This is a genomic window from Mesorhizobium sp. M1027 (assembly GCF_040318745.1).
Classification (GTDB): domain Bacteria; phylum Pseudomonadota; class Alphaproteobacteria; order Rhizobiales; family Rhizobiaceae; genus Mesorhizobium.
This window is the reverse complement of the sequence record NZ_JAMYMW010000001.1, coordinates 882,626-902,619: the sequence shown is the minus strand read 5'-3', so window position 1 is coordinate 902,619 and position 19,994 is coordinate 882,626. Positions and strand designations below refer to the sequence as shown.

Annotated in this window: 23 protein-coding genes; 20 read left to right on the top strand and 3 right to left on the bottom strand. The window is 61.5% G+C overall.

Translation table 11 applies throughout. From position 1 onward, the window contains the following. Positions 1-55: 55 nt before the first annotated feature. From rpsE to NKH50_RS04270, 19 genes are all read left to right on the top strand, one after another. A complete protein-coding gene (rpsE, locus tag NKH50_RS04360; protein WP_006333394.1) occupies positions 56-619 on the top strand; it encodes a 30S ribosomal protein S5 in 564 nt (187 codons plus the stop codon). Between the two features lie 24 nt (positions 620-643). Further along, positions 644-841, top strand: coding sequence for a 50S ribosomal protein L30 (rpmD, locus tag NKH50_RS04355; RefSeq protein ID WP_006205449.1), 198 nt, complete (start codon positions 644-646; stop codon positions 839-841). 22 nt (positions 842-863) lie between these two features. Next, complete coding sequence (gene rplO / locus NKH50_RS04350; RefSeq protein ID WP_352876866.1) at positions 864-1,337, top strand: 50S ribosomal protein L15; 474 nt, start codon at positions 864-866, stop codon at positions 1,335-1,337. Positions 1,338-1,528: 191 nt separating this feature from the next. Further along, positions 1,529-2,869, top strand: coding sequence for a preprotein translocase subunit SecY (gene secY, locus NKH50_RS04345; protein WP_023675130.1), 1,341 nt, complete (start codon positions 1,529-1,531; stop codon positions 2,867-2,869). Beyond that, positions 2,866-3,477 (top strand): adenylate kinase, encoded by a 612-nt coding sequence (locus NKH50_RS04340; RefSeq protein WP_254817153.1) that lies wholly within the window; start codon positions 2,866-2,868, stop codon positions 3,475-3,477. Before secY ends, NKH50_RS04340 begins: the two co-directional genes overlap by 4 nt. Positions 3,478-3,675: 198 nt before the next feature. After that, entirely contained in the window at positions 3,676-4,044 is a 369-nt protein-coding gene (rpsM, locus tag NKH50_RS04335; RefSeq protein ID WP_006205445.1) for a 30S ribosomal protein S13, read from the top strand. 138 nt (positions 4,045-4,182) lie between these two features. Further along, positions 4,183-4,572, top strand: a complete 390-nt coding sequence (gene rpsK / locus NKH50_RS04330; protein WP_023799279.1) for a 30S ribosomal protein S11 — start codon at positions 4,183-4,185, stop codon at positions 4,570-4,572. A gap of 106 nt (positions 4,573-4,678) precedes the next feature. Continuing rightward, a complete protein-coding gene (locus tag NKH50_RS04325; RefSeq protein WP_023675128.1) occupies positions 4,679-5,689 on the top strand; it encodes a DNA-directed RNA polymerase subunit alpha in 1,011 nt (336 codons plus the stop codon). 116 nt (positions 5,690-5,805) lie between these two features. Further along, positions 5,806-6,237: a 50S ribosomal protein L17 gene (gene rplQ, locus NKH50_RS04320; protein ID WP_023675127.1), complete on the top strand. Its 432-nt coding sequence runs from the start codon at positions 5,806-5,808 to the stop codon at positions 6,235-6,237. Between the two features lie 191 nt (positions 6,238-6,428). Then, positions 6,429-7,916, top strand: coding sequence for a DegQ family serine endoprotease (locus NKH50_RS04315; RefSeq protein ID WP_352876863.1), 1,488 nt, complete (start codon positions 6,429-6,431; stop codon positions 7,914-7,916). A 43-nt stretch (positions 7,917-7,959) separates the two neighbouring features. Next, positions 7,960-9,270 (top strand): replication-associated recombination protein A, encoded by a 1,311-nt coding sequence (locus NKH50_RS04310; RefSeq protein WP_352876860.1) that lies wholly within the window; start codon positions 7,960-7,962, stop codon positions 9,268-9,270. Between the two features lie 136 nt (positions 9,271-9,406). Then, positions 9,407-10,237 (top strand): aspartyl/asparaginyl beta-hydroxylase domain-containing protein, encoded by an 831-nt coding sequence (locus NKH50_RS04305; protein WP_352645835.1) that lies wholly within the window; start codon positions 9,407-9,409, stop codon positions 10,235-10,237. 31 nt (positions 10,238-10,268) lie between these two features. Further along, entirely contained in the window at positions 10,269-10,655 is a 387-nt protein-coding gene (gene crcB, locus NKH50_RS04300; protein ID WP_352876857.1) for a fluoride efflux transporter CrcB, read from the top strand. Between the two features lie 125 nt (positions 10,656-10,780). Continuing rightward, entirely contained in the window at positions 10,781-11,152 is a 372-nt protein-coding gene (locus tag NKH50_RS04295; protein ID WP_352876922.1) for a CrcB family protein, read from the top strand. After that, positions 11,149-11,487: a DUF190 domain-containing protein gene (locus NKH50_RS04290; protein ID WP_254817158.1), complete on the top strand. Its 339-nt coding sequence runs from the start codon at positions 11,149-11,151 to the stop codon at positions 11,485-11,487. Before NKH50_RS04295 ends, NKH50_RS04290 begins: the two co-directional genes overlap by 4 nt. 62 nt (positions 11,488-11,549) lie before the next feature. Next, a complete protein-coding gene (locus NKH50_RS04285; protein ID WP_352507446.1) occupies positions 11,550-12,530 on the top strand; it encodes an RluA family pseudouridine synthase in 981 nt (326 codons plus the stop codon). A gap of 68 nt (positions 12,531-12,598) precedes the next feature. Then, positions 12,599-13,456 carry a DMT family transporter gene (locus tag NKH50_RS04280; RefSeq protein WP_502899811.1) on the top strand — a complete coding sequence of 286 codons (858 nt, stop codon included), beginning with the start codon at positions 12,599-12,601 and terminating at the stop codon, positions 13,454-13,456. Between the two features lie 2 nt (positions 13,457-13,458). Beyond that, positions 13,459-14,250 (top strand): ATP12 family chaperone protein, encoded by a 792-nt coding sequence (locus NKH50_RS04275; RefSeq protein WP_352876919.1) that lies wholly within the window; start codon positions 13,459-13,461, stop codon positions 14,248-14,250. A gap of 185 nt (positions 14,251-14,435) precedes the next feature. Continuing rightward, complete coding sequence (locus NKH50_RS04270) at positions 14,436-16,325, top strand: MFS transporter (protein ID WP_352876854.1); 1,890 nt, start codon at positions 14,436-14,438, stop codon at positions 16,323-16,325. A gap of 72 nt (positions 16,326-16,397) precedes the next feature. Here the strand turns inward: NKH50_RS04270 and NKH50_RS04265 are convergent, their stop codons facing one another. Next, positions 16,398-16,592, bottom strand: coding sequence for a DUF2735 domain-containing protein (locus NKH50_RS04265; protein WP_292660390.1), 195 nt, complete (start codon positions 16,590-16,592; stop codon positions 16,398-16,400). 319 nt (positions 16,593-16,911) lie between these two features. Here NKH50_RS04265 and NKH50_RS04260 point away from each other — a divergent pair, with 319 nt between their 5' ends. After that, positions 16,912-17,952 (top strand): glutamine synthetase beta-grasp domain-containing protein, encoded by a 1,041-nt coding sequence (locus NKH50_RS04260; protein WP_352876851.1) that lies wholly within the window; start codon positions 16,912-16,914, stop codon positions 17,950-17,952. A 120-nt stretch (positions 17,953-18,072) separates the two neighbouring features. On the opposite strand, the gene glnA is transcribed toward NKH50_RS04260, so the two are convergent. Both glnA and NKH50_RS04250 read right to left on the bottom strand, forming a co-directional pair. Further along, complete coding sequence (gene glnA / locus NKH50_RS04255) at positions 18,073-19,482, bottom strand: type I glutamate--ammonia ligase (protein WP_352689268.1); 1,410 nt, start codon at positions 19,480-19,482, stop codon at positions 18,073-18,075. A 53-nt stretch (positions 19,483-19,535) separates the two neighbouring features. Then, entirely contained in the window at positions 19,536-19,874 is a 339-nt protein-coding gene (locus tag NKH50_RS04250) for a P-II family nitrogen regulator (RefSeq protein WP_019857988.1), read from the bottom strand. Positions 19,875-19,994: the final 120 nt, after the last annotated feature.

Here is a 19,994-nt window from a genome sequence, read left to right as displayed (position 1 = left end):
AGGCCGCCGGATATCATCATCAACCGTGCTTCCGGAAAAAAACAAGGAACAGGATATGGCACAGGAACGTAGGGATGGCGGCCGCGGCCGTGATCGCGAAGAGCGCGACGACGGCATGGTCGACAAGCTCGTCCACATCAACCGTGTCGCCAAGGTCGTCAAAGGCGGCCGGCGCTTCGGCTTTGCAGCACTCGTTGTCGTCGGCGACCAGAAGGGCCGCGTCGGCTTCGGCCACGGCAAGGCGCGCGAAGTGCCGGAGGCGATCCGCAAGGCGACCGAATCGGCCAAGCGCGACATGATCTTCGTGCCGTTGCGCTCGGGCCGCACGCTGCACCATGACGTCGAGGGACGCTGGGGCGCGGGACGTGTCCTGCTGCGCGCTGCGAAGCAAGGTACCGGCATCATCGCCGGCGGCCCGATGCGCGCCGTTTTCGAGACGCTCGGCATGCATGACGTGGTCGCCAAGTCGATGGGTTCTTCGAACCCCTACAACATGGTTCGCGCCACTTTCGACGCGCTGAAGAGCCAGATGCATCCGAAGGATGTGGCTGCCGCGCGCGGCATCAAGTATTCGACCCTTCAGGCCCGCCGCGGCACCGCCGTTGCGGCTGAAGAATAGTCGACGCTGACCAGGGATCTGACCATGGCCAAGAAAGCAACCAAGACCATCACCGTCGAGCAGATCGGTTCGCCGATCCGCCGGCCGAAGGAGCAGCGCGCAACGCTGGTCGGCCTCGGCCTCAACAAGATGCACAAGCAGCGCACGCTGGAGGATACGCCCTCGGTGCGCGGCATGATCGCTGCCGTCCAGCATCTCGTCCGCGTCGTGGACGAGGGCTGAGCCAGAGCGCAGGAGAATCCAGATGAAACTCAATGATCTGCGTGACAAGGACGGCGCGACGCATTCCAAGAAGCGTCTCGGCCGTGGCATCGGTTCCGGTTCGGGCAAGACCGCCGGTCGCGGCGTCAAGGGCCAGAAGGCGCGCTCCGGCGTCGCCGTCAACGGCTTCGAGGGTGGCCAGATGCCGCTCTACCGCCGCCTGCCGAAGCGCGGCTTCAACAATATCTTCGCCAAGAGCTTCACCGTCGTGTCGCTGGCCCGCATCCAGGCCGCGCTCGATGCCAAGAAGCTTGACGCTAAGACAGTTGTGACGGCCGAGACGCTGGTTGCGGCCGGCGTCATTCGTCGCGTCAAAGACGGCGTGCGCATCCTTTCGGACGGCGACATCAAGGCCAAGCTTGCCTTCGACGTGGCCGGAGCCTCCAAGGCCGCGATCGAGAAGATCGAAAAGGCCGGCGGCTCGGTGAAGCTGCCTGAGAAGGCAGCCGCCGAGTAACGGCAATTTGAAGCACGTTCGGCAAAGGCGGAATTCGGTTTTGCCTGCGGTCGTGCTTTGATCCGACAGATGTGGCGGCCGCATCAACGCGGCCGCTTGCATGTTTGCAGTCCGGAGCTTATCTCGTGAGCTTCGGTGACACGCGCCGCCTGAGCTGCGGGCATCGAGCGTGACCAAGCGGAGAATCAGGCATGGCTTCGGCTGCTGAACAACTAGCCTCGAATCTGAATTTTTCGGCCTTCGCCAAAGCCGAGGATCTGAAGAAGCGCATCTGGTTCACCATCGGCGCGCTGCTCGTCTACCGACTCGGCACCTATATCCCGCTGCCCGGCATCAATCCCGACGCTTTCGCCCAGGCCTTCTCGTCGCAGAGCAAGGGCGTGCTCGGCATGTTCAACATGTTTGCCGGCGGCGCCGTGCAGCGCATGGCGATCTTTGCCCTTGGCATTATGCCCTATATCTCCGCTTCCATCATTATGCAGCTGATGACCTCGGTCATTCCGTCGCTGGAAGCGCTGAAGAAGGAAGGCGAGCAGGGCCGCAAGATCATCAACCAGTACACGCGCTACGGCACAGTGCTTCTGGCGCTGGTCCAGGCGTACGGCATTTCGGTCGGGCTTGAGGGCGGCAACGGCATCGTCAACGATCCCGGCATGTTCTTCCGCATCTCTACCGTCGTCACGCTGGTCGGCGGCACCATGTTCCTGATGTGGCTTGGCGAGCAGATCACCGCCCGCGGCATCGGCAACGGCATTTCGCTGATCATCTTCTCCGGCATCGTCGCCGGCCTGCCGCGCGCCATCTCCGGCACGCTGGAGCTTGGCCGCACCGGCGCCTTGTCGACCGGCCTGATCCTGGCGATCATCGTGCTCGCCATCATCGTCATCGCGCTGATCGTCTTCTTCGAGCGCGCCCAGCGCCGCCTGCTGATCCAGTATCCCAAGCGCCAGGTTGGCAATCGCATGTTCCAGGGCGATACCTCGCATCTGCCGCTGAAGCTCAACACGTCCGGCGTCATTCCGCCGATCTTCGCCTCGTCGCTGCTGCTGCTGCCTGCGACCGTCGCCGGCTTCTCGCAGACCACCAATATGCCTGCATGGGCTAGCACCATCCTGGCGGCCCTCGGCCACGGCCAGCCGCTTTATATGGCCTTCTACGCGGCGATGATCGTGTTCTTCGCCTTCTTCTATACGGCGATCGTCTTCAATCCGAAGGACACCGCCGACCAGCTCAAGAAGCATTCGGGCTTCATCCCGGGCTATCGTCCGGGCGAGCGCACTGCGGACTATATCGACTATGTGCTCACCCGCATCACTGTCGTCGGCGCCATTTATCTGGTGCTGGTGTGTCTGCTGCCCGAGTTCCTGATTTCAGCGACTGGCGTACCGTTCTACCTTGGTGGCACTTCGCTCCTGATCGTGGTCAGTGTAACGCTCGATACGGTGGCGCAGATTCAGGGTCACCTGATCGCGCACCAATATGAGGGCCTGATCAAGAAGTCGAAGCTGCGCGGGGGGAAAAAGGCCAGATGAGGTTGATATTGCTTGGACCGCCGGGGGCGGGCAAGGGGACACAAGCACTGAGACTGGTAGAACGACACGGCATCCCACAGCTTTCCACGGGGGACATGCTGCGTGCTGCTGTTCAGGCCGGCACCGAAGTCGGCAAGCGCGCCAAGGCGGTGATGGACGCTGGCGAACTGGTGTCCGACGCTATCGTCAACGCCATCGTGGCCGAGCGTATCGATCAAGCTGATTGCGCAAACGGCTTCATCCTTGACGGATACCCGCGAACCCTGGTGCAAGCGGACGCCGTTGAGGAAATGCTGTCGGATCGCGGACTGGAGCTAGACGCGGTCATCGAATTTGTCGTCGACGACAAGGCGCTGGTTGGCCGAATCGTCAAACGCGCCGAAGAAGCCAAGGCCGCAGGCCTGCCGGTGCGCAAGGACGACAGTCCAGCGGTGTTCGAAGAACGCTTGAGGGAATATTACAAGAAAACCTCGCCGCTGATCGGTTACTACTATGCCAAGGGCAAACTCAGGGGCGTCGATGGCATGGCCGACATCGATGCGGTGACGCAGCAGATCGAGGCGGTGCTCAGGGCGACGACCCGGCAGGTTGGCCGGGCGGCCGGCTAGAGAATCGAACGATTGCGCTTGACTGGAGCGGCCCGCTGGGGTATGGCGGCCCGTCTTCCTATCAGGCATGAGGCTTGCTTGTCCGCAAGGGCAAGGCAGGCCGCTTTGAACTGGAAACTCCCGCAAGGGCCGGCCTCCACCGGACGCGGGGCAACTTGAAGCGCCGGCTCGTCCGGCCTACATGGAGAAGAGAAGAACATGGCTCGTATAGCCGGCGTCAACATTCCGACCAACAAGCGCGTCGTCATCGCGCTTCAATACATTCACGGCATTGGCAAGAAGTTCGCCCAGGAGATCGTCGACAAGGTCGGCATCCCGGCCGAGCGTCGCGTCAACCAGCTGACCGACGCGGAAGTGCTGCAGATCCGCGAGACCATCGACCGCGACTATCAGGTCGAGGGCGATCTGCGCCGCGAAGTGTCGATGAACATCAAGCGACTCATGGACCTCGGCTGCTACCGCGGTCTGCGTCACCGCCGCTCGCTGCCGGTTCGTGGTCAGCGCACACATACCAATGCGCGCACCCGCAAGGGGCCGGCCAAGTCGATTGCCGGAAAGAAGAAGTAATTTAGGGCAGTAAGGAGTAGGGCAGTAAGGCACTAGGAACGGCAGACATACTGCCCTACTGCCATATTCCCCTACTGCCTTCTCCCTGGTGGAGCCGCTGGCATTACGGCGGTGTAGAGATCAACTGAAAGGACCATCATGGCCAAGGAAGCCACTCGTGTTCGCCGTCGCGAACGCAAGAACATCTCGTCGGGCGTTGCCCACGTTAATTCGACCTTCAACAACACGATGATCACCATCACCGACGCGCAGGGTAACTCGATTGCCTGGTCGTCGGCTGGAGCCCAGGGCTTCAAGGGATCGCGCAAGTCGACCCCGTTCGCTGCCCAGATGGCCGCCGAAGATGTTGCCAAGAAGGCCCAGGAACACGGCATGCGTATGCTCGAGGTCGAGGTCTGTGGACCCGGCTCCGGTCGTGAATCGGCGCTGCGCGCGCTGCAGGCCGCCGGCTTCACCATCACCTCGATCCGTGATGTGACGCCGATCCCGCATAATGGTTGCCGCCCGCGCAAGAAGCGCCGCGTTTAAAGAATTTACCGAACGCCGCGCGCGAGCGCCTCAAGGGCGCTCCTCCACGGCATTCCAGGTCGCCCGCCACGATTGGATGGTGGCGGGACAACGGAAGGAAAGCACTATGATCCAGAAAAATTGGCAAGAACTGATCAAGCCGAACAAGATCGAGTTCTCGTCGAAGAAGAAGACGCTGACCACGCTCGTCGCCGAGCCGCTCGAGCGCGGCTTCGGCCTCACCCTCGGCAACGCGCTGCGCCGCGTGCTTCTATCTTCGCTGCGTGGCGCGGCTGTGACCGCCGTGCAGATCGACGGCGTTCTGCATGAATTCTCGTCCATCGCCGGCGTGCGCGAGGACGTGACCGACATCGTCTTGAACATCAAGGAAATCGCCATCCGCATGGAAGGCGACGGCCCCAAGCGCATGGTCGTACGCAAGCAGGGACCGGGTGCGGTTCTCGCCGGCGACATCCAGACCGTTGGCGACGTCGAGATCCTCAATCCCGACCACGTCATCTGCACTCTGGACGAGGGCGCTGAAATCCGCATGGAATTCACCGTCGACACCGGCAAGGGCTATGTGCCGGCCGACCGCAACCGCGCCGAGGACGCGCCGATCGGGCTGATCCCCGTCGACAGCCTGTATTCGCCGGTCAAGAAGGTCTCCTACAAGGTTGAGAACACCCGCGAGGGCCAGGTTCTCGACTATGACAAGCTGACCATGACCATCGAGACCGATGGTTCGATCTCGGGCGAGGACGCAGTGGCCTTCGCCGCTCGCATCCTGCAGGACCAGCTCGGCCTGTTCGTCAATTTCGACGAGCCGCAGAAGGAAGTCGCCGCCGAACAGGTTACCGAGCTTGCCTTCAACCCGGCGCTGCTCAAGAAGGTCGACGAGCTCGAGCTTTCGGTGCGTTCGGCCAACTGCCTGAAGAACGACAACATCGTCTATATCGGCGACCTGATCCAGAAGACCGAAGCAGAGATGCTGCGCACCCCGAACTTCGGCCGCAAGTCGCTGAACGAGATCAAGGAAGTCCTGGCGGCGATGGGCCTGCATCTCGGTATGGAAGTGCCGGACTGGCCGCCGGAAAACATCGAAGACCTCGCCAAGCGTTACGAAGATCAATATTAAGCATGATCCCGAACCGAAGGTCAGCGCAGTACAAAGTTGCAGACTTTTCGGACAGGATCATGCGGCTAACCAACTGGGGCTCAGCCCTCTTGAAACCGCAATGAAGGAGAAGAGCCATGCGCCACGGATTTAAAGGCCGCCGGTTCGCCCGCAGCATAAGCCATCGCAAGTCGATGTTTGCCAACCTTGCCGTGTCGCTAATCGAGCACGAGCAGATACTCACCACGCTGCCGAAGGCGAAGGATTTGCGTCCGATCGTCGAGAAGCTGGTGACGCTCGGCAAGCGCGGCGACCTGCACGCCCGCCGCCAGGTTATTGCCCAGATCGGCAATGAAGGCGTCGTCAAGCGCCTGTTCGATACCATCGCGCCACGTTATGCCACCCGCAACGGCGGCTATCTGCGCATCATGAAGGCCGGCTTCCGCCACGGTGATAACGCGGCAATGGCGGTCATCGAGTTCGTCGATCGCGACACCTCGGCCAAGGGCGCCGGCGACCGTGCCCGTATCGAGGCCGAAGGTACCGAAGAGGAAGCCGCAGCCGCATAAGGCTCGGCTTTCCTGAGAAGTTCGAAAGGGGCCTCCAGGCCCCTTTTCTGTTTCCGAAGGTACCGGGCAGGGCTGGTAGGGGTTTTGTCACCGGTTCTTGCGGCGACTACCCAAAATAATCGGATCTCAGCGGCTTAGCCTTTCATTTTGCACAATCGTCAGGACAATGGCGCCGACTTGGAGGATTCGGAATGCGCGTTAAACGGCTGCCCATTGTTCTGATCTGCGCCTTGATGGCGTTGGCCGTCGTGCCGGCGGCCAGGCACGCGCTGGCGGAGGAGACCAAGCCAGATCCTGGTCTGTCCGACGTGCTGACCGACCTGTTGCATGGCGTCGAAGGCGAAAACGCCACCTCCGGCCCCGACAAGCGCGTGCCGTTCGGCCGCGAGGAGGTGCAGCTGTCCTTTGCGCCGCTGGTCAAGCAGACGGCGCCGGCTGTGGTCAATGTCTATGCCTCGCAAACCGCCAAGGCGACGTCGCCCTTCGACGGCGATCCGTTTTTCGAGGAGTTCTTCGGCCGCTCGCAGCCGCGCGCGCAGTCGTCGCTCGGTTCGGGGGTACTGGTCGATCCGACCGGCGTCGTGGTCACCAATTTCCATGTCGTCAAGGACGCCGACCAGGTCAAGGTCGCGACCGCCGACGGGCGCGAATTCGACAGCAAGGTGCTGCTCAAGGATGAGACGCTCGACCTCGCCGTGCTCAAGATTTCTTCTGACAAGCCGTTCCCGGTGATCGCCATCGGCGATTCCGACGCGCTCGAGGTCGGCGACCTGGTGCTGGCGATCGGCAATCCGTTCGGGGTCGGCCAGACCACCACCAGCGGCATCATTTCGGCGGTGGCGCGCAGCCATATCGGCATCTCCGATTCCAGCTTCTTCATCCAGACCGACGCGGCCATCAACCCCGGCAATTCCGGTGGCGCGCTGGTCAACATGGGAGGGCAGCTGATCGGCATCAACACCGCGATCTATAGCCGTAGCGGCGGCTCGATCGGCATCGGCTTTGCCATCCCTTCGAACATGGTCCGCGCCTTTGCCGATGCGGCCAAGGCCGGGCTCGACTTCTTCGAGCGGCCGTATGCCGGTGCCGAGTTCGAGGCGGTGACGCCGCAGATTGCCGAATCGCTCGGCATGGACAAACCGACCGGTGCGCTGGTTTCTTCGGTCGAAGAGGCGGGACCCGCGGCCAAGGCAGGACTCAAGCCTGGCGACGTAGTGCTGTCGCTTAACGGCAAGCCGGTCGAGAGCGTCGGGGCGCTGGACTACCGGATGGCGACGCTGTCGATTGGTGCGAATGCCAGCTTCGGCGTTCTGAGCAAGGGTCAGCAGGCGACGATGGACATCGCTCTGGAACGACCGCCCGAAGGCGCCAAAGCTGCGGAACTCACATTGCGCGGCCGCAGCCCCTTTTCCGGCGCCAAGGTTGCTGAACTGTCGCCACGGCTTGCCCAACGGCTCGGTCTGCGCACCGATGTCAAAGGCGTAACCGTGGTCGACATCAACCGCGATTCGCCCGCTGCCGATTTTGGATTCCAGCCGGGCGACATCGTGCGTGAGGTCAATGGCCTGACGATCGACAAGGCGGCGACCCTGGAACAGGTAGCCCAGCAGGATACGCGCTGGTGGCGCTTTACCGTCGAGCGCGGCGGGCAGATACTGCGCCAGGTGTTGCGTTACTGAGCCCGACCGTCAGCATGATCGGGCTCCAGGCAGAAGAAGTTGCATGGCCGATCTGTTCAGTGTCGATGAACCGGAAAAGACGCCGCCCGGCAGGCCGCTGGCGGACCGTCTGCGCCCGAAGAACCTTGGCGAGGTTGTCGGGCAGGAGCATCTGACCGGACCCGACGGCGCGCTGACGCGGCTGATCGGCTCCGGCTCGCTCGGCTCGATGATTTTCTGGGGCCCGCCCGGCACCGGCAAGACAACGGTCGCACGGCTGCTTGCCGGAGAGACAAGCCTCGCCTTCGAACAGATTTCGGCCGTGTTTTCCGGCGTTGCCGACCTGAAGAAAGTGTTCGAGGCAGCGAAGCTGCGCCGCTCGAACGGCCGCCAGACACTGCTGTTCGTCGACGAGATCCATCGCTTCAACCGCGCCCAGCAGGACAGTTTTCTGCCCGTGATGGAAGACGGCACCGTCGTGCTGGTCGGCGCCACCACCGAGAACCCGTCATTCGAGCTTAACGCCGCGCTTTTGTCGCGTGCGCGTGTGCTGGTCTTTCACCCGCTCGGCGAGGAGAGCATCGCCAAGCTGCTGGCGCGGGCCGAGCAGGCAGAGGGCAGGGCGCTGCCGCTCGATGAAGACGCGCGGGCGATGCTCATCCGCATGAGCGACGGCGACGGCCGCGCGGCGCTGACGCTCGCCGAAGAGGTCTGGCGCGCAGCGAAATCAAAGGAGGTGTTCGGCGCCGAGGCTCTGCAGCGCATCGTCCAGCGTCGCGCGCCGATCTACGACAAAGGCCAGGACGGCCATTACAATTTGATCTCCGCCTTGCACAAATCGGTGCGCGGCTCCGACCCCGACGCGGCACTCTACTATCTGGCCCGCATGTTCGACGCCGGCGAAGATCCGCTTTATCTCGGACGCCGGTTGGTGCGCATGGCGATGGAGGATATCGGGCTGGCCGACCCGCAGGCGCTCGTCGTCGCTAACGCGGCCAAGGACGCCTACGACTATCTGGGCTCACCCGAGGGCGAACTGGCCTTCGCCGAGGCGACCGTCTATCTCGCCACCGCGCCGAAATCCAATGCAGTCTATACCGCGTTCAAGGCCGCCACACAGGCGGCGAAGGAATTCGGTTCGCTGCTGCCGCCCAAGCACATTCTCAATGCGCCGACCAAGCTGATGAAACAGGAAGATTACGGCGCCGGCTATCGCTACGACCACGACGAGCCCGACGCTTTTTCCGGCCAGGACTATTTTCCGGAGAAGATGGGAAGGCAGACATTCTACGACCCGCCCGAGCGCGGCTTCGAGCGCGATATCAGGAAGCGGCTGGATTATTGGGCGAAGCTGCGCAGCGAGCGGGAAAAATAGCTGCCAGTCGCACAGTGGCGTGATCGCCGTTGTCTGGCGTGACAAAAAACCCTATCAAGATGCGCCTTCGGCCGGCGGACAGGCCAGAAACGTACCGACGATATTCAGAACGGAATCGCGCCTGGCGCGTGGAAAAATGACGAAAAAATCTCGCAAGACCCTTCGGAAGTTCGCCATAGCGATCCCGCTGCTGGCGCTCGGCTTTTATTTCATTCCCATCCTGATGACAATTTTCATTGTCCTCGGTCTGATCGACGTGTTGCGCAACGACAACAAGAACTGGGCCCTGTTCAGTGGTTATTTCCTCGGCAACGGCATCTTCACCTGGCTGCTTTCGCCCTTCAATCTGCTGGTCGATCTGCTGTGCTACAGAAACCGCGGTGTCTGGAAACTGGACCAGTTTCCTCCGGACTATCAGCGTGAGGTCAACGAGGTTCTGGACGTCTTCAAAGCGCGCAAGGACGAGATCATCGCCGATATCGACGCCAATTTCGGCAGCGGCCGGCGCGGCATGTATGTCTACCAGTGGTACGGCAAGCACAAGATCGACAACGTTGCCGAATTCAACAAGGATTTCAAATATATCAAGACCATCGCCGTGTCCGTGTTCAGGGGCAAGGAATCGACCTCTTGGCATTTCGGACCGCTGCGGCTCAGCCTGCGCATTCTCTACAATCTTCTCCCGGTGAAGGCCGAGGTTTTCGTCGAGTGCAACAACGCCAGGAACTACTGGCACGACAATCCGCTCTATATTTTCGACGACACGCTGCTGCACCGCTCGGTCAACGAATATGATGGGCGCCGCTACTGCGTGTTCATGGACATCATCCGGCCATCGCCATTCCCTGGCCTGATCGCCGCTCTTCTCGCCATCGTTTCGGTCAGCGTCGAGCGCATCAATGCCATGTTCTACAAGAACTGGAAGATGATCGGCTCCAGCAAGCCGAAGAAGGCCGGAGCCGCCTGACACCGTAGTGTGACCGGTGCGAGGGAGCACGATGTATCATCTGTTGCTTGTCTGCCTTGGTGGCGCGATCGGCGCAATGGCCCGCTTCTTCTTGTCCGGCTTCGTCGCCCGCCGGGTTGGTGAGACCTTTCCCTGGGGCACGATGGTGGTCAACGTCTCGGGAGCGTTTGCAATCGGTGTCGTTGCGCATGCGGTGACGCGCGACGGCATGCCCGCCATCTGGGCCTTTGCCGTCACCGGCGGCCTCGGCTGCTACACTACGGTCTCTTCCTTCAGCGTGCAGACGCTGGCACTGGCGCGCGAGGGCGAATGGCTGCGCGCCGGCGGAAATGTGCTGCTTTCGGTTTTCCTGAGCCTCGGCGGCGTGACGCTGGGCTTTGCCGCGGGAAGTCTTCTGATTGGCAGCGGGGCGCCGTGAGCGGCCCGCGGAAGCTCCGCCACGACGGGACGGAGACTGCCGCGGCCGGGCATGGCGGACGCCTCATTGGTTGGCGCAGAACCTCTGAAACGGTTCGGCTCTATGCGACCGTGGCCGCGGGCAGCATGATCGGCGGTGTGCTGCGGGCGCTTGCCTCATCGACGAGCACTGCCCTGTGGGGCGCTGGATTTCCCTTCGGCACACTCCTCGTCAACATTGTCGGCTCATTCCTCATCGGCATCTACGCGACATTGACGGGACCGGATGGACGCGTCTTCGCCGGTCCGCTGCAGCGCCAGTTCTTCATGGCCGGCTTCTGTGGCGGCCTGACGACCTTCTCGGCCTTCAGCCTTGAAACGCTCACCCTCGCGCAAGGCGGGAGGTTTCTGGCGGCTGGACTCAATATCGCGATCTCCGTGGTGGCCTGGCTTGCCGCCGTCTGGCTCGGCCACATCTTTGCAGTTCGCCTCAACCGGCTGAGAGGGTCCAGGCAATGAAGATACCAACACAGGCACAATTGCTGCGCATATTTATCGGCGAAAACGACAAGGCAGATGGCCGTCCGCTGTATGAGGTTATCGTGCTGAGGGCCCGCGAAATGCAGATCGCCGGCGCGACAGTCCTGCGCGGCGCGATGGGGTTCGGCCATTCCAGCCGGCTTCACACCACGAAGATCCTCCGCCTATCGGAGGATCTGCCCCTCGTCATCGAGATCGTCGATGACGAGGAAAAATTGGCCGCTTTCCTGCCCGTTCTTGAAACAATCATGACAAGTGGTTTGATTACGCTGGAGAAAGTTCAGGTTCTGCAATATGGAACCGACAACGAATAACCGAGTGAGATTGCGGGTGCCGGCGAATGCCGTTGCATGCCTGCAAAACGGCGATTGGAATCATGGCAGGCGTTGAACAGATCACAGTGGACGCCGGTGAGGCGGGCATGCGGCTCGACCGCTGGTTCAAGAGCCATTTCCCCGGTCTCGGTTTTGGTCATCTGCAGAAGCTGCTGCGTTCCGGCCAGATCCGCGTCGACGGCGGCAGGGTGAAGGCCGATACCCGCGTCGAAGCCGGCCAAACGGTGCGTGTGCCGCCGCTCGAAGTCGACAAGAAAGGCGAAAGCCCGCTGACCGGCCATTCGATACGCAACCAGGGCGACGCCGATGTCCTGGCCAAGATGCTGATCCATGAGGACCCGAAGGTCTTCGTCTTCAACAAGCCGGCCGGCCTGGCGGTGCAAGGCGGCTCCGGGGTCACCCGCAATGTCGACGACATGCTGGAAGCCTGGCGCAACCAGAAGGGCGAGAAGCCACGTCTGGTGCACCGGCTCGACCGCGACACGTCGGGTGTTCTGGTTGTCGCCCGTACAAGGCTCGCCGCCATGAAGCTCGCCGAAGCGTTCCGGGCGCGTGAGACGAAGAAAACCTACTGGGCGCTGGTCAAGGGTGTGCCGCCGAAGCGCGAGGACAAGATCTCGACCTGGTTGATCAAGGAACCGACGCCCGACGGCGATCGCGTGCGCATCGCCAAGCATGGCGAAAAGGGCGCCGACCACGCCGTGTCCTACTACCGTGTCATCGAGCAGGCTGCTCAGACGATGACCTGGCTGGAGATGGAGCCGTATACCGGCCGCACCCACCAGCTTCGTGTCCATGCCGCGCATATCGGCTGCCCGATCATCGGTGACCCCAAATATTTCGAGGCCGACACCAATTGGGATTTTCCCGGCGGCATGCAGAACCGTCTGCATCTGCACGCCCGCCGCATCGTCATCCCGCATCCCGACAAGGGGTTTGTCGACGTCACCGCGCCGATGCCGCCGCACATGCGCCAGAGCTGGAACCTGATCGGCTTCGACGACGCCAGCGCGGAGGACTAGGGCCGGTGGGCGTCGCCACAGATACGCTCGACCGCCGTGACGCGGTCGATCTGGCGGCCGCCGCCATCATGGTTGGGCTGACTTTTTCCTGGGGGCTGAACTACGTCGCCGCCAAGATCTCCTATGCCGGCTACGATCCCGTTTTCCTGTCGATCGCCCGCTCGGTGATCGGCGGCCTGTGTGTTTTCGGCTGGTGCCGCTGGCGCGGCATCGCGCTGTTCACGCCCGACAAGACCCTCGTCGCCGGCATTCTGGCAGGCGCGCTTTTCGGTCTCGAGTTTCTGTTTCTGTATGTCGGGCTCGAACACACCACCGTCGTGCGCAACACCTTGCTGGTCAACACCATGCCGTTCTGGATGCTGGTCGGCGGCCATTTCCTGCTGGGTGAAAGCATCACGGCACGCAAGCTCGTTGGTCTTCTGCTCGCTTTCGCCGGACTGGTCGCGGTGTTTTCCGATAAACTGAGCGCCAATGGCGGCGCAACATTGAGCGGCGATTTGCTCAGTCTCGGCGCCGGCATTCTGTGGGCCGTGACCAATATCGTCATCAAGCGGTCGAAGCTGGTGACGGCCAGCGCCGAAAAGCTGCTGCTCTATCAGCTGGCCGGGGCCGCCGTTGTCGGGATTTTGGTGATGCCTTTTGCCGGGCCGCCAGTCCGCAGCTTTGCCGTTCTGCCGACCTTGGCTCTGTTGTTCCAGGCCGTCTACGTCGTCGCGTTCACCTATGTTCTGTGGTTCTGGCTGCTCCGGCGCTACCCTGCATCTGGACTGTCGAGCTTCACCTTCCTGTCGCCGGTGTTCGGTGTGCTCTGCGGCGCCGTCTTCTTGAACGAGCCGTTGACAGTTCGTATCTTCCTGGCACTCGGCCTCATCGCCGCCGGTCTTATCATCGTCAACCGGCCGGCCCGAAAACAAGCCCCCGGATGAGCATGCGCGACATATTGAACGACCTCGAAGCTGGAAAGCAGCTCTCCGATCCGGACCCGGTGCGTCGCGCCCAGATCCAGATGAAGACGCAACTGCCGAAGCGCTTCTACAAGTCTGTCGCGGTAGCACCGGTCGAAGACGGTTTTGCCGTCCATCTCGATGGCAAGCCCGTCCGCACGCCGGCCAAGGCGCTGCTGGCGCTGCCAACCGAAAAGGCGGCTGCTCTCGTCGCCGAGGAATTCGCCGCACAGGAGGAGACCATCGACCCGGTGACGATGCCGGTGATGCGTCTGGTCAATACGGCAATCGATGGCGTCGCCAGTGATCCCCAGGCGGTGCTGGAGGACATACTGCGCTTCGCCTCATCCGATCTGCTCTGCTACCGCGCCGATGCGCCCCAAGGACTAGTCGACCGGCAGAACGAGCATTGGGACCCGGTCATCGACTGGGTGCGCAGCGCACTCGGCGCCCGATTCCATCTCACCGAAGGCGTGATCCATGTCGAACAGCCGCGCGAGAGTATCGCGCTGCTCGGCCAGCATCTTGCCCAACGTGCCGATCCGCTGCGCCTTGCCGCCATTCACGTCATGACCTCGCTGACCGGATCGGCGCTGCTGGCGCTCGCCGTCGACTTCGGCGAGCTCGACGGCGAGGCGGCCTGGGCTGCCGGTCATGTCGACGAGGACTGGCAGGCCGAGCAATGGGGCCATGATGCAGAGGCGCTCGCGCGCCGCGCTGCCCGCAAGCGCGACATGATGGCCGCAGTCAAGCTGCTCGAAGCTCTCAAAGGCTGACGGCACCGCCCGCCATTTCGCACTGCACATTAGACCAAAGTCATAATCCCAAAGGCGGTCTGCCTCTGGGCACTGCTTTCTGTCATTTTTTGCACCGGTGGCTGCACTGAGTCTGCGTTGCGAGGAAACGCGGACGATGACGCGCAGCATCGAGGGCTGACGGAATCACACGGGAGGATACGCTCATGGCAATGGCATCGACCGCCGGCAAAACAAGCCGCGGCATGACACGCGAGGAGAAGAAGGTCATCTTCGCTTCTTCGCTCGGCACCGTTTTCGAATGGTACGATTTTTATCTCTACGGCTCGCTGGCAGTATTCATTGGTTCGACTTTTTTCAGTCCAACCATTCCGGAAGCGACGCGCAATATTTTCGCGCTGCTGGCGTTTGCCGCTGGCTTCCTCGTGCGCCCGTTCGGCGCATTGCTGTTCGGCCGCATCGGCGACCTTGTCGGCCGTAAATACACTTTCCTTGTCACCATGACGATCATGGGCCTGTCGACCTTCCTGGTCGGCTTGCTGCCTGGCTATGCGACTTTGGGCATCGCCGCTCCCGTGATCCTGATCATCTTGCGCATGTTGCAGGGCCTGGCGCTCGGCGGCGAGTATGGCGGTGCCGCGACCTATGTCGCCGAGCACGCACCTGACGATCGCCGCGGCTACTACACGTCGTGGATACAGACGACGGCAACGCTCGGCCTGTTCCTGTCGCTGGTCGTCATTCTGATCGTCCAGGGGTCGATGGCCAAGGAAACCTACGCCGCCTGGGGTTGGCGCGTTCCTTTCCTGGTCTCCTTCCTGCTGCTCGGCATCTCGCTCTGGATCCGGCTGTCGCTCTCCGAATCGCCGACCTTCCAGCGCATGAAGGACGAAGGCAAAGGCTCCAAGGCGCCGCTGTCGGAAGCCTTCGGCCAGTGGAAGAACGCAAAGATTGCCCTGCTGGCACTGCTCGGCCTCACAGCAGGCCAGGCCGTAGTCTGGTACAATGGCCAGTTCTACGCGCTGTTCTTCCTAACCAACGTGCTCAAGGTCGACGCGCAGTCGGTCAACATCATGATCGCAATCGCGCTAGCAGTCGGCTCCATCTTTTTCGTCGTGTTCGGCTGGCTCTCCGACAAGATCGGCCGCAAGCCGATCATCATGGCCGGCCTTGCGCTGGCGATCGTCTGCACCTTCCCGTTGTTCAAGGCGCTGACCTGGGCAGCCAATCCGGCGCTCGCCACAGCGCAGCAGAACACACGCGCGACGGTGACCGCGGCACCGGGAGACTGCAAGTTCCAGTTCAACCCGGTGGGCACTGCAAAGTTCACGACCTCGTGCGATATCGCCACGTCGTTCCTGACCAAGAACTCGGTGCCTTACGACGTGGTATCGACTGCGGCGCCCGGTACAGCCGCGTCGGTCAAAATCGGCAACGAGACGGTCGAGTCTTATGACGCCACGGCCGCCGGCGATCAGGCCAAGGCCAAGGATGCAGCTTTCGCCAAGGCGGTCTACACGGCACTTCGGGATGGCGGCTACCCGCTGAAGCGGGCAGCCGCCAAGGTGCCGGACCAGAAGCTCGAGGCCTTTATTGCGGCCAATCCTGAGCTGAAGCTCGATGCCGCGGCAATCCGCGCCGGCGACAAGGCTACCGTTCCGACTGACCAGGCGATCAAGGACAAGCTGCTGACTGCCGACGAGGCTGCGGGAGCCCCCGAGGTCACTGTCTACACCGTACCCGGCGGCGGTCCCTTCGCCATGTTTGCCGACCCTGCAGCGGTCAACTGGCCGATGACGATCGCCATCCTGTTCATCCTCGTGGTCTTCGTCACGATGGTGTACGGGCCGATCGCCGCGATCCTGGTCGAGATGTTCCCGACCCGCATCCGCTACACCGGCATGTCGCTGCCCTATCACATCGGCAATGGCTGGTTCGGCGGGCTGCTGCCGGCGACGGTGTTCGCGCTCAGCGCCTACAAGGGCGATATCTACTACGGTCTCTGGTATCCCGTGGTGATCGCGGCGATGTCGCTGATCATCGGCATGATCTTCATCAGGGACACGCTCGGAACGGACCTGCACACCAAGCAGTAGCCTGTACCGGTCCATAGCAAAGCCCGGCGCGAGCGATCGCGCCGGGCTTTTTCAATTTATCGAGTGCAGGGCTTAGCTCTTCCGATCCTGTTTCGCTTCCTCGATCGCTGCCTCATGATACCAGGCACTTCCGAAATCCGTTCGGTTGCGCAAAGAAGCAAGTTCTGCCGCGAACTTAGCCTTTCCGCTTAAATTTGAGGCAGAGGCGCGCGCTGCCACCGGGAACATCAGGATTTTGGCCGACTGACGAGTGGAAGTGATTTCCATTGTCGGTTTCCTTTCTTCGACAGAACCTTGCCGATTCAACCTTTCCCCAACATAGGTTCAGCAACCGAATTAGGCAACATGATTACGAAAAGATCAGTACTTGCATATTATTTGTGCAAAATGTGCTTGTGGATGATCCGAGCGCAGCATGACAGCGGACCAGCGATTTTGGGTGGATACAACCCCACTTTTGCCGCATCCGTCGCCGGCGAGAATGGCACACGAATTGCATTTTACTAGTCCGGCAGGTCGGCTGCTGGATAGGCCGGCTCGCCCCGGCGCCATCCAGGGTTCGGTGATCAAGCAACGAGAGGCTAGAATGACGAAATACAAGCTCGAGTACATTTGGCTCGATGGATATACCCCGGTTCCCAACCTTCGCGGAAAGACGCAGGTCAAGGACTACGCCGAGTTTCCGACGCTCGACCAGCTTCCGCTGTGGGGCTTCGACGGTTCTTCGACCATGCAGGCCGAGGGCCACAGCTCCGACTGCGTTTTGAAGCCGGTCGCCGTTTATCCGGATCCCGCCCGCACCAATGGCGCGCTCGTCATGTGCGAAGTCATGATGCCGGACGGCGTAACGCCGCACGCGTCCAACAAACGCGCCACCATTCTCGACGACGAGGGCGCCTGGTTCGGCTTCGAGCAGGAATATTTCTTCTACAAGGACGGCCGTCCGCTCGGCTTCCCCGAGAGTGGCTATCCGGCGCCGCAAGGCCCGTACTACACTGGCGTCGGCTATAGCAATGTCGGCTCCGTCGCCAGGCAGATCGTCGAGGAGCATCTCGACCTTTGCCTTGCCGCCGGCATCAATCATGAAGGCATCAACGCCGAGGTAGCCAAAGGCCAGTGGGAATTCCAGATCTTTGGCAAGGGCTCCAAGAAGGCCGCCGACCAGATGTGGATGGCGCGCTATTTGTTGCAGCGCCTGACCGAGAAGTACGGCATCGACATCGAATACCACTGCAAGCCGCTCGGCGACACCGATTGGAACGGCTCCGGCATGCATGCCAACTTCTCGACCGCCTATATGCGCGAAGTCGGCAGCAAGAGCTATTTCGAGGCGCTGATGGCAGCCTTCGACAAAAACCTGATGGATCACATCGCCGTCTATGGGCCGGACAACGACAAGCGTTTGACCGGCAAGCACGAGACCGCGCCCTGGAACAGGTTCAGCTACGGCATCGCCGACCGCGGCGCTTCGATCCGCGTGCCGCATTCTTTTATCAACAACGGCTACAAGGGCTATCTCGAGGATCGCCGTCCGAACTCGCAGGGCGACCCCTACCAGATCGCTTCGCAGATATTGAAGACGATCGCCTCCGTCCCGACCAGCGCCGAGGTTTCGGCCGCCGCTTGAGAATGCGTTCACGGCGCGGACCTCGGGTGTCTCCGCCGTGACTTTCGTTCCCATCGCATTGCATAAAAAAACCCCGGCGTAACCGCCGGGGTTTTTTCTACGTGACTATGAGGTTCGGGATCACACCGAGTAATACATATCGTATTCGACCGGATGCGGCGTCATTTCGAAGCGCATCACCTCGGCCATCTTGAGCTCGATATAGCTGTCGATCTGGTCGTCGTCGAAGACGCCGCCGGCCTTCAGGAACCCGCGGTCCTTGTCGAGGCTCTGCAGGGCTTCGCGCAGCGACCCGCAGACGGTCGGGATCTTCTTCAATTCCTTCGGCGGCAGGTCGTAGAGATCCTTGTCCATCGGCTGTCCCGGGTGGATCTTGTTCTTGATGCCGTCGAGGCCGGCCATCAGCATGGCGGCAAATGCGAGATAGGGGTTGGCACCAGGATCGGGGAAGCGGACCTCGACGCGCTTGGATTTCGGCGACGAGCCGAACGGAATGCGGCACGAGGCCGAGCGGTTGCGTGCCGAATAGGCGAGCAGCACCGGCGCTTCATAGCCCGGAACCAGGCGCTTGTAGGAATTGGTCAGCGGGTTGGTGAAGGCGTTGATCGCCTTCGCATGCTTGATGATGCCACCGATGTAGAACAGGCAGCTCTCAGACAGGCCGGCATATTCGTTGCCGGCGAAAGTCGGCTTGCCTTCTTTCCAGATCGACTGGTGGACATGCATGCCCGAGCCATTGTCGCCGAACACCGGCTTCGGCATGAAAGTGGCCGTCTTCCCATAGGCGTTGGCGACCTGGTGCACGACATATTTGTAGATCAGCATCTTGTCGGCGTTGCGGACCAGCGTGTCGAACTTGATGCCGAGCTCGTGCTGCGCGGCGGCCACTTCGTGATGGTGCTTTTCAACGCGCACGCCCATTTCGGCGAGCACGGTGAGCATTTCCGAGCGCATGTCCTGTGCCGAATCGATCGGCGGCACCGGGAAATAGCCGCCCTTGATGCGCGGCCGGTGACCGAGGTTGCCGGTCTCATAGTCGGTGTCGTCATTGGACGGCAGTTCGGTGGAATCCAGCCTGAAGCCGGTGTTGTAAGGATCGGCCTTGTACTTGACGTCGTCGAACACGAAGAACTCGGCTTCAGGACCGACGAAGATCTGGTCGCCGATGCCTTCGGCCTTCATGTAGGCCTCGGCCTTCTTGGCGGTGCCGCGGGGGTCGCGGTTGTAGGATTCTCCCGAGATCGGATCGAGAATGTCACACAGGATGACCATGGTCGACTGGGCGAAGAACGGGTCCATATGCACCGTATCCGCATCGGGCATCAGCACCATGTCGGACTCGTTGATCGCCTTCCAGCCGGCGATCGAGGAACCGTCGAACATGACGCCATCGGCAAACATGTCTTCCTCGACCTCGATGACATCCATCGTTACGTGCTGCAGTTTGCCCTTCGGATCGGTGAAGCGCAGATCAACGAACTTCACGTCGTTGTCTTTGATCTGCTTCATGATGTCTTTGGCTGTCGTCATGTCCCTGCTTCCCTATGTGATGACGTTTGAACGTGGCCTTTTAACGGGAAAATTCAGACGGCGTCCATGCCGGTTTCGCCGGTGCGGATGCGCACCACTTCCTCGATGTTCGAGACGAAGATCTTGCCGTCGCCGATACGGCCGGTCTGGGCCGCTTTGCGGATAGCTTCGATCGCGGCTTCGACCGCATCGTCGCCGAGCACGACCTCGATTTTCACCTTTGGCAGGAAGTCGACGACATATTCGGCGCCGCGATAAAGCTCGGTGTGGCCCTTCTGGCGGCCAAAGCCCTTGGCTTCGGTCACGGTGATGCCTTGCAGCCCGGCCTCCTGAAGCGCTTCCTTCACTTCGTCTAGCTTGAACGGCTTGATGATCGCTTCGATCTTTTTCATGTAAAAAGTGGCCTCCACTGCCAAAAAAGACGGGTTGTGAGCCCCGCTTGCGCCTCAATCAAGCACGAACTGTGCCAATTGATGGGGCGCCGAGAAGCCTCACATGATTTGGATACCATG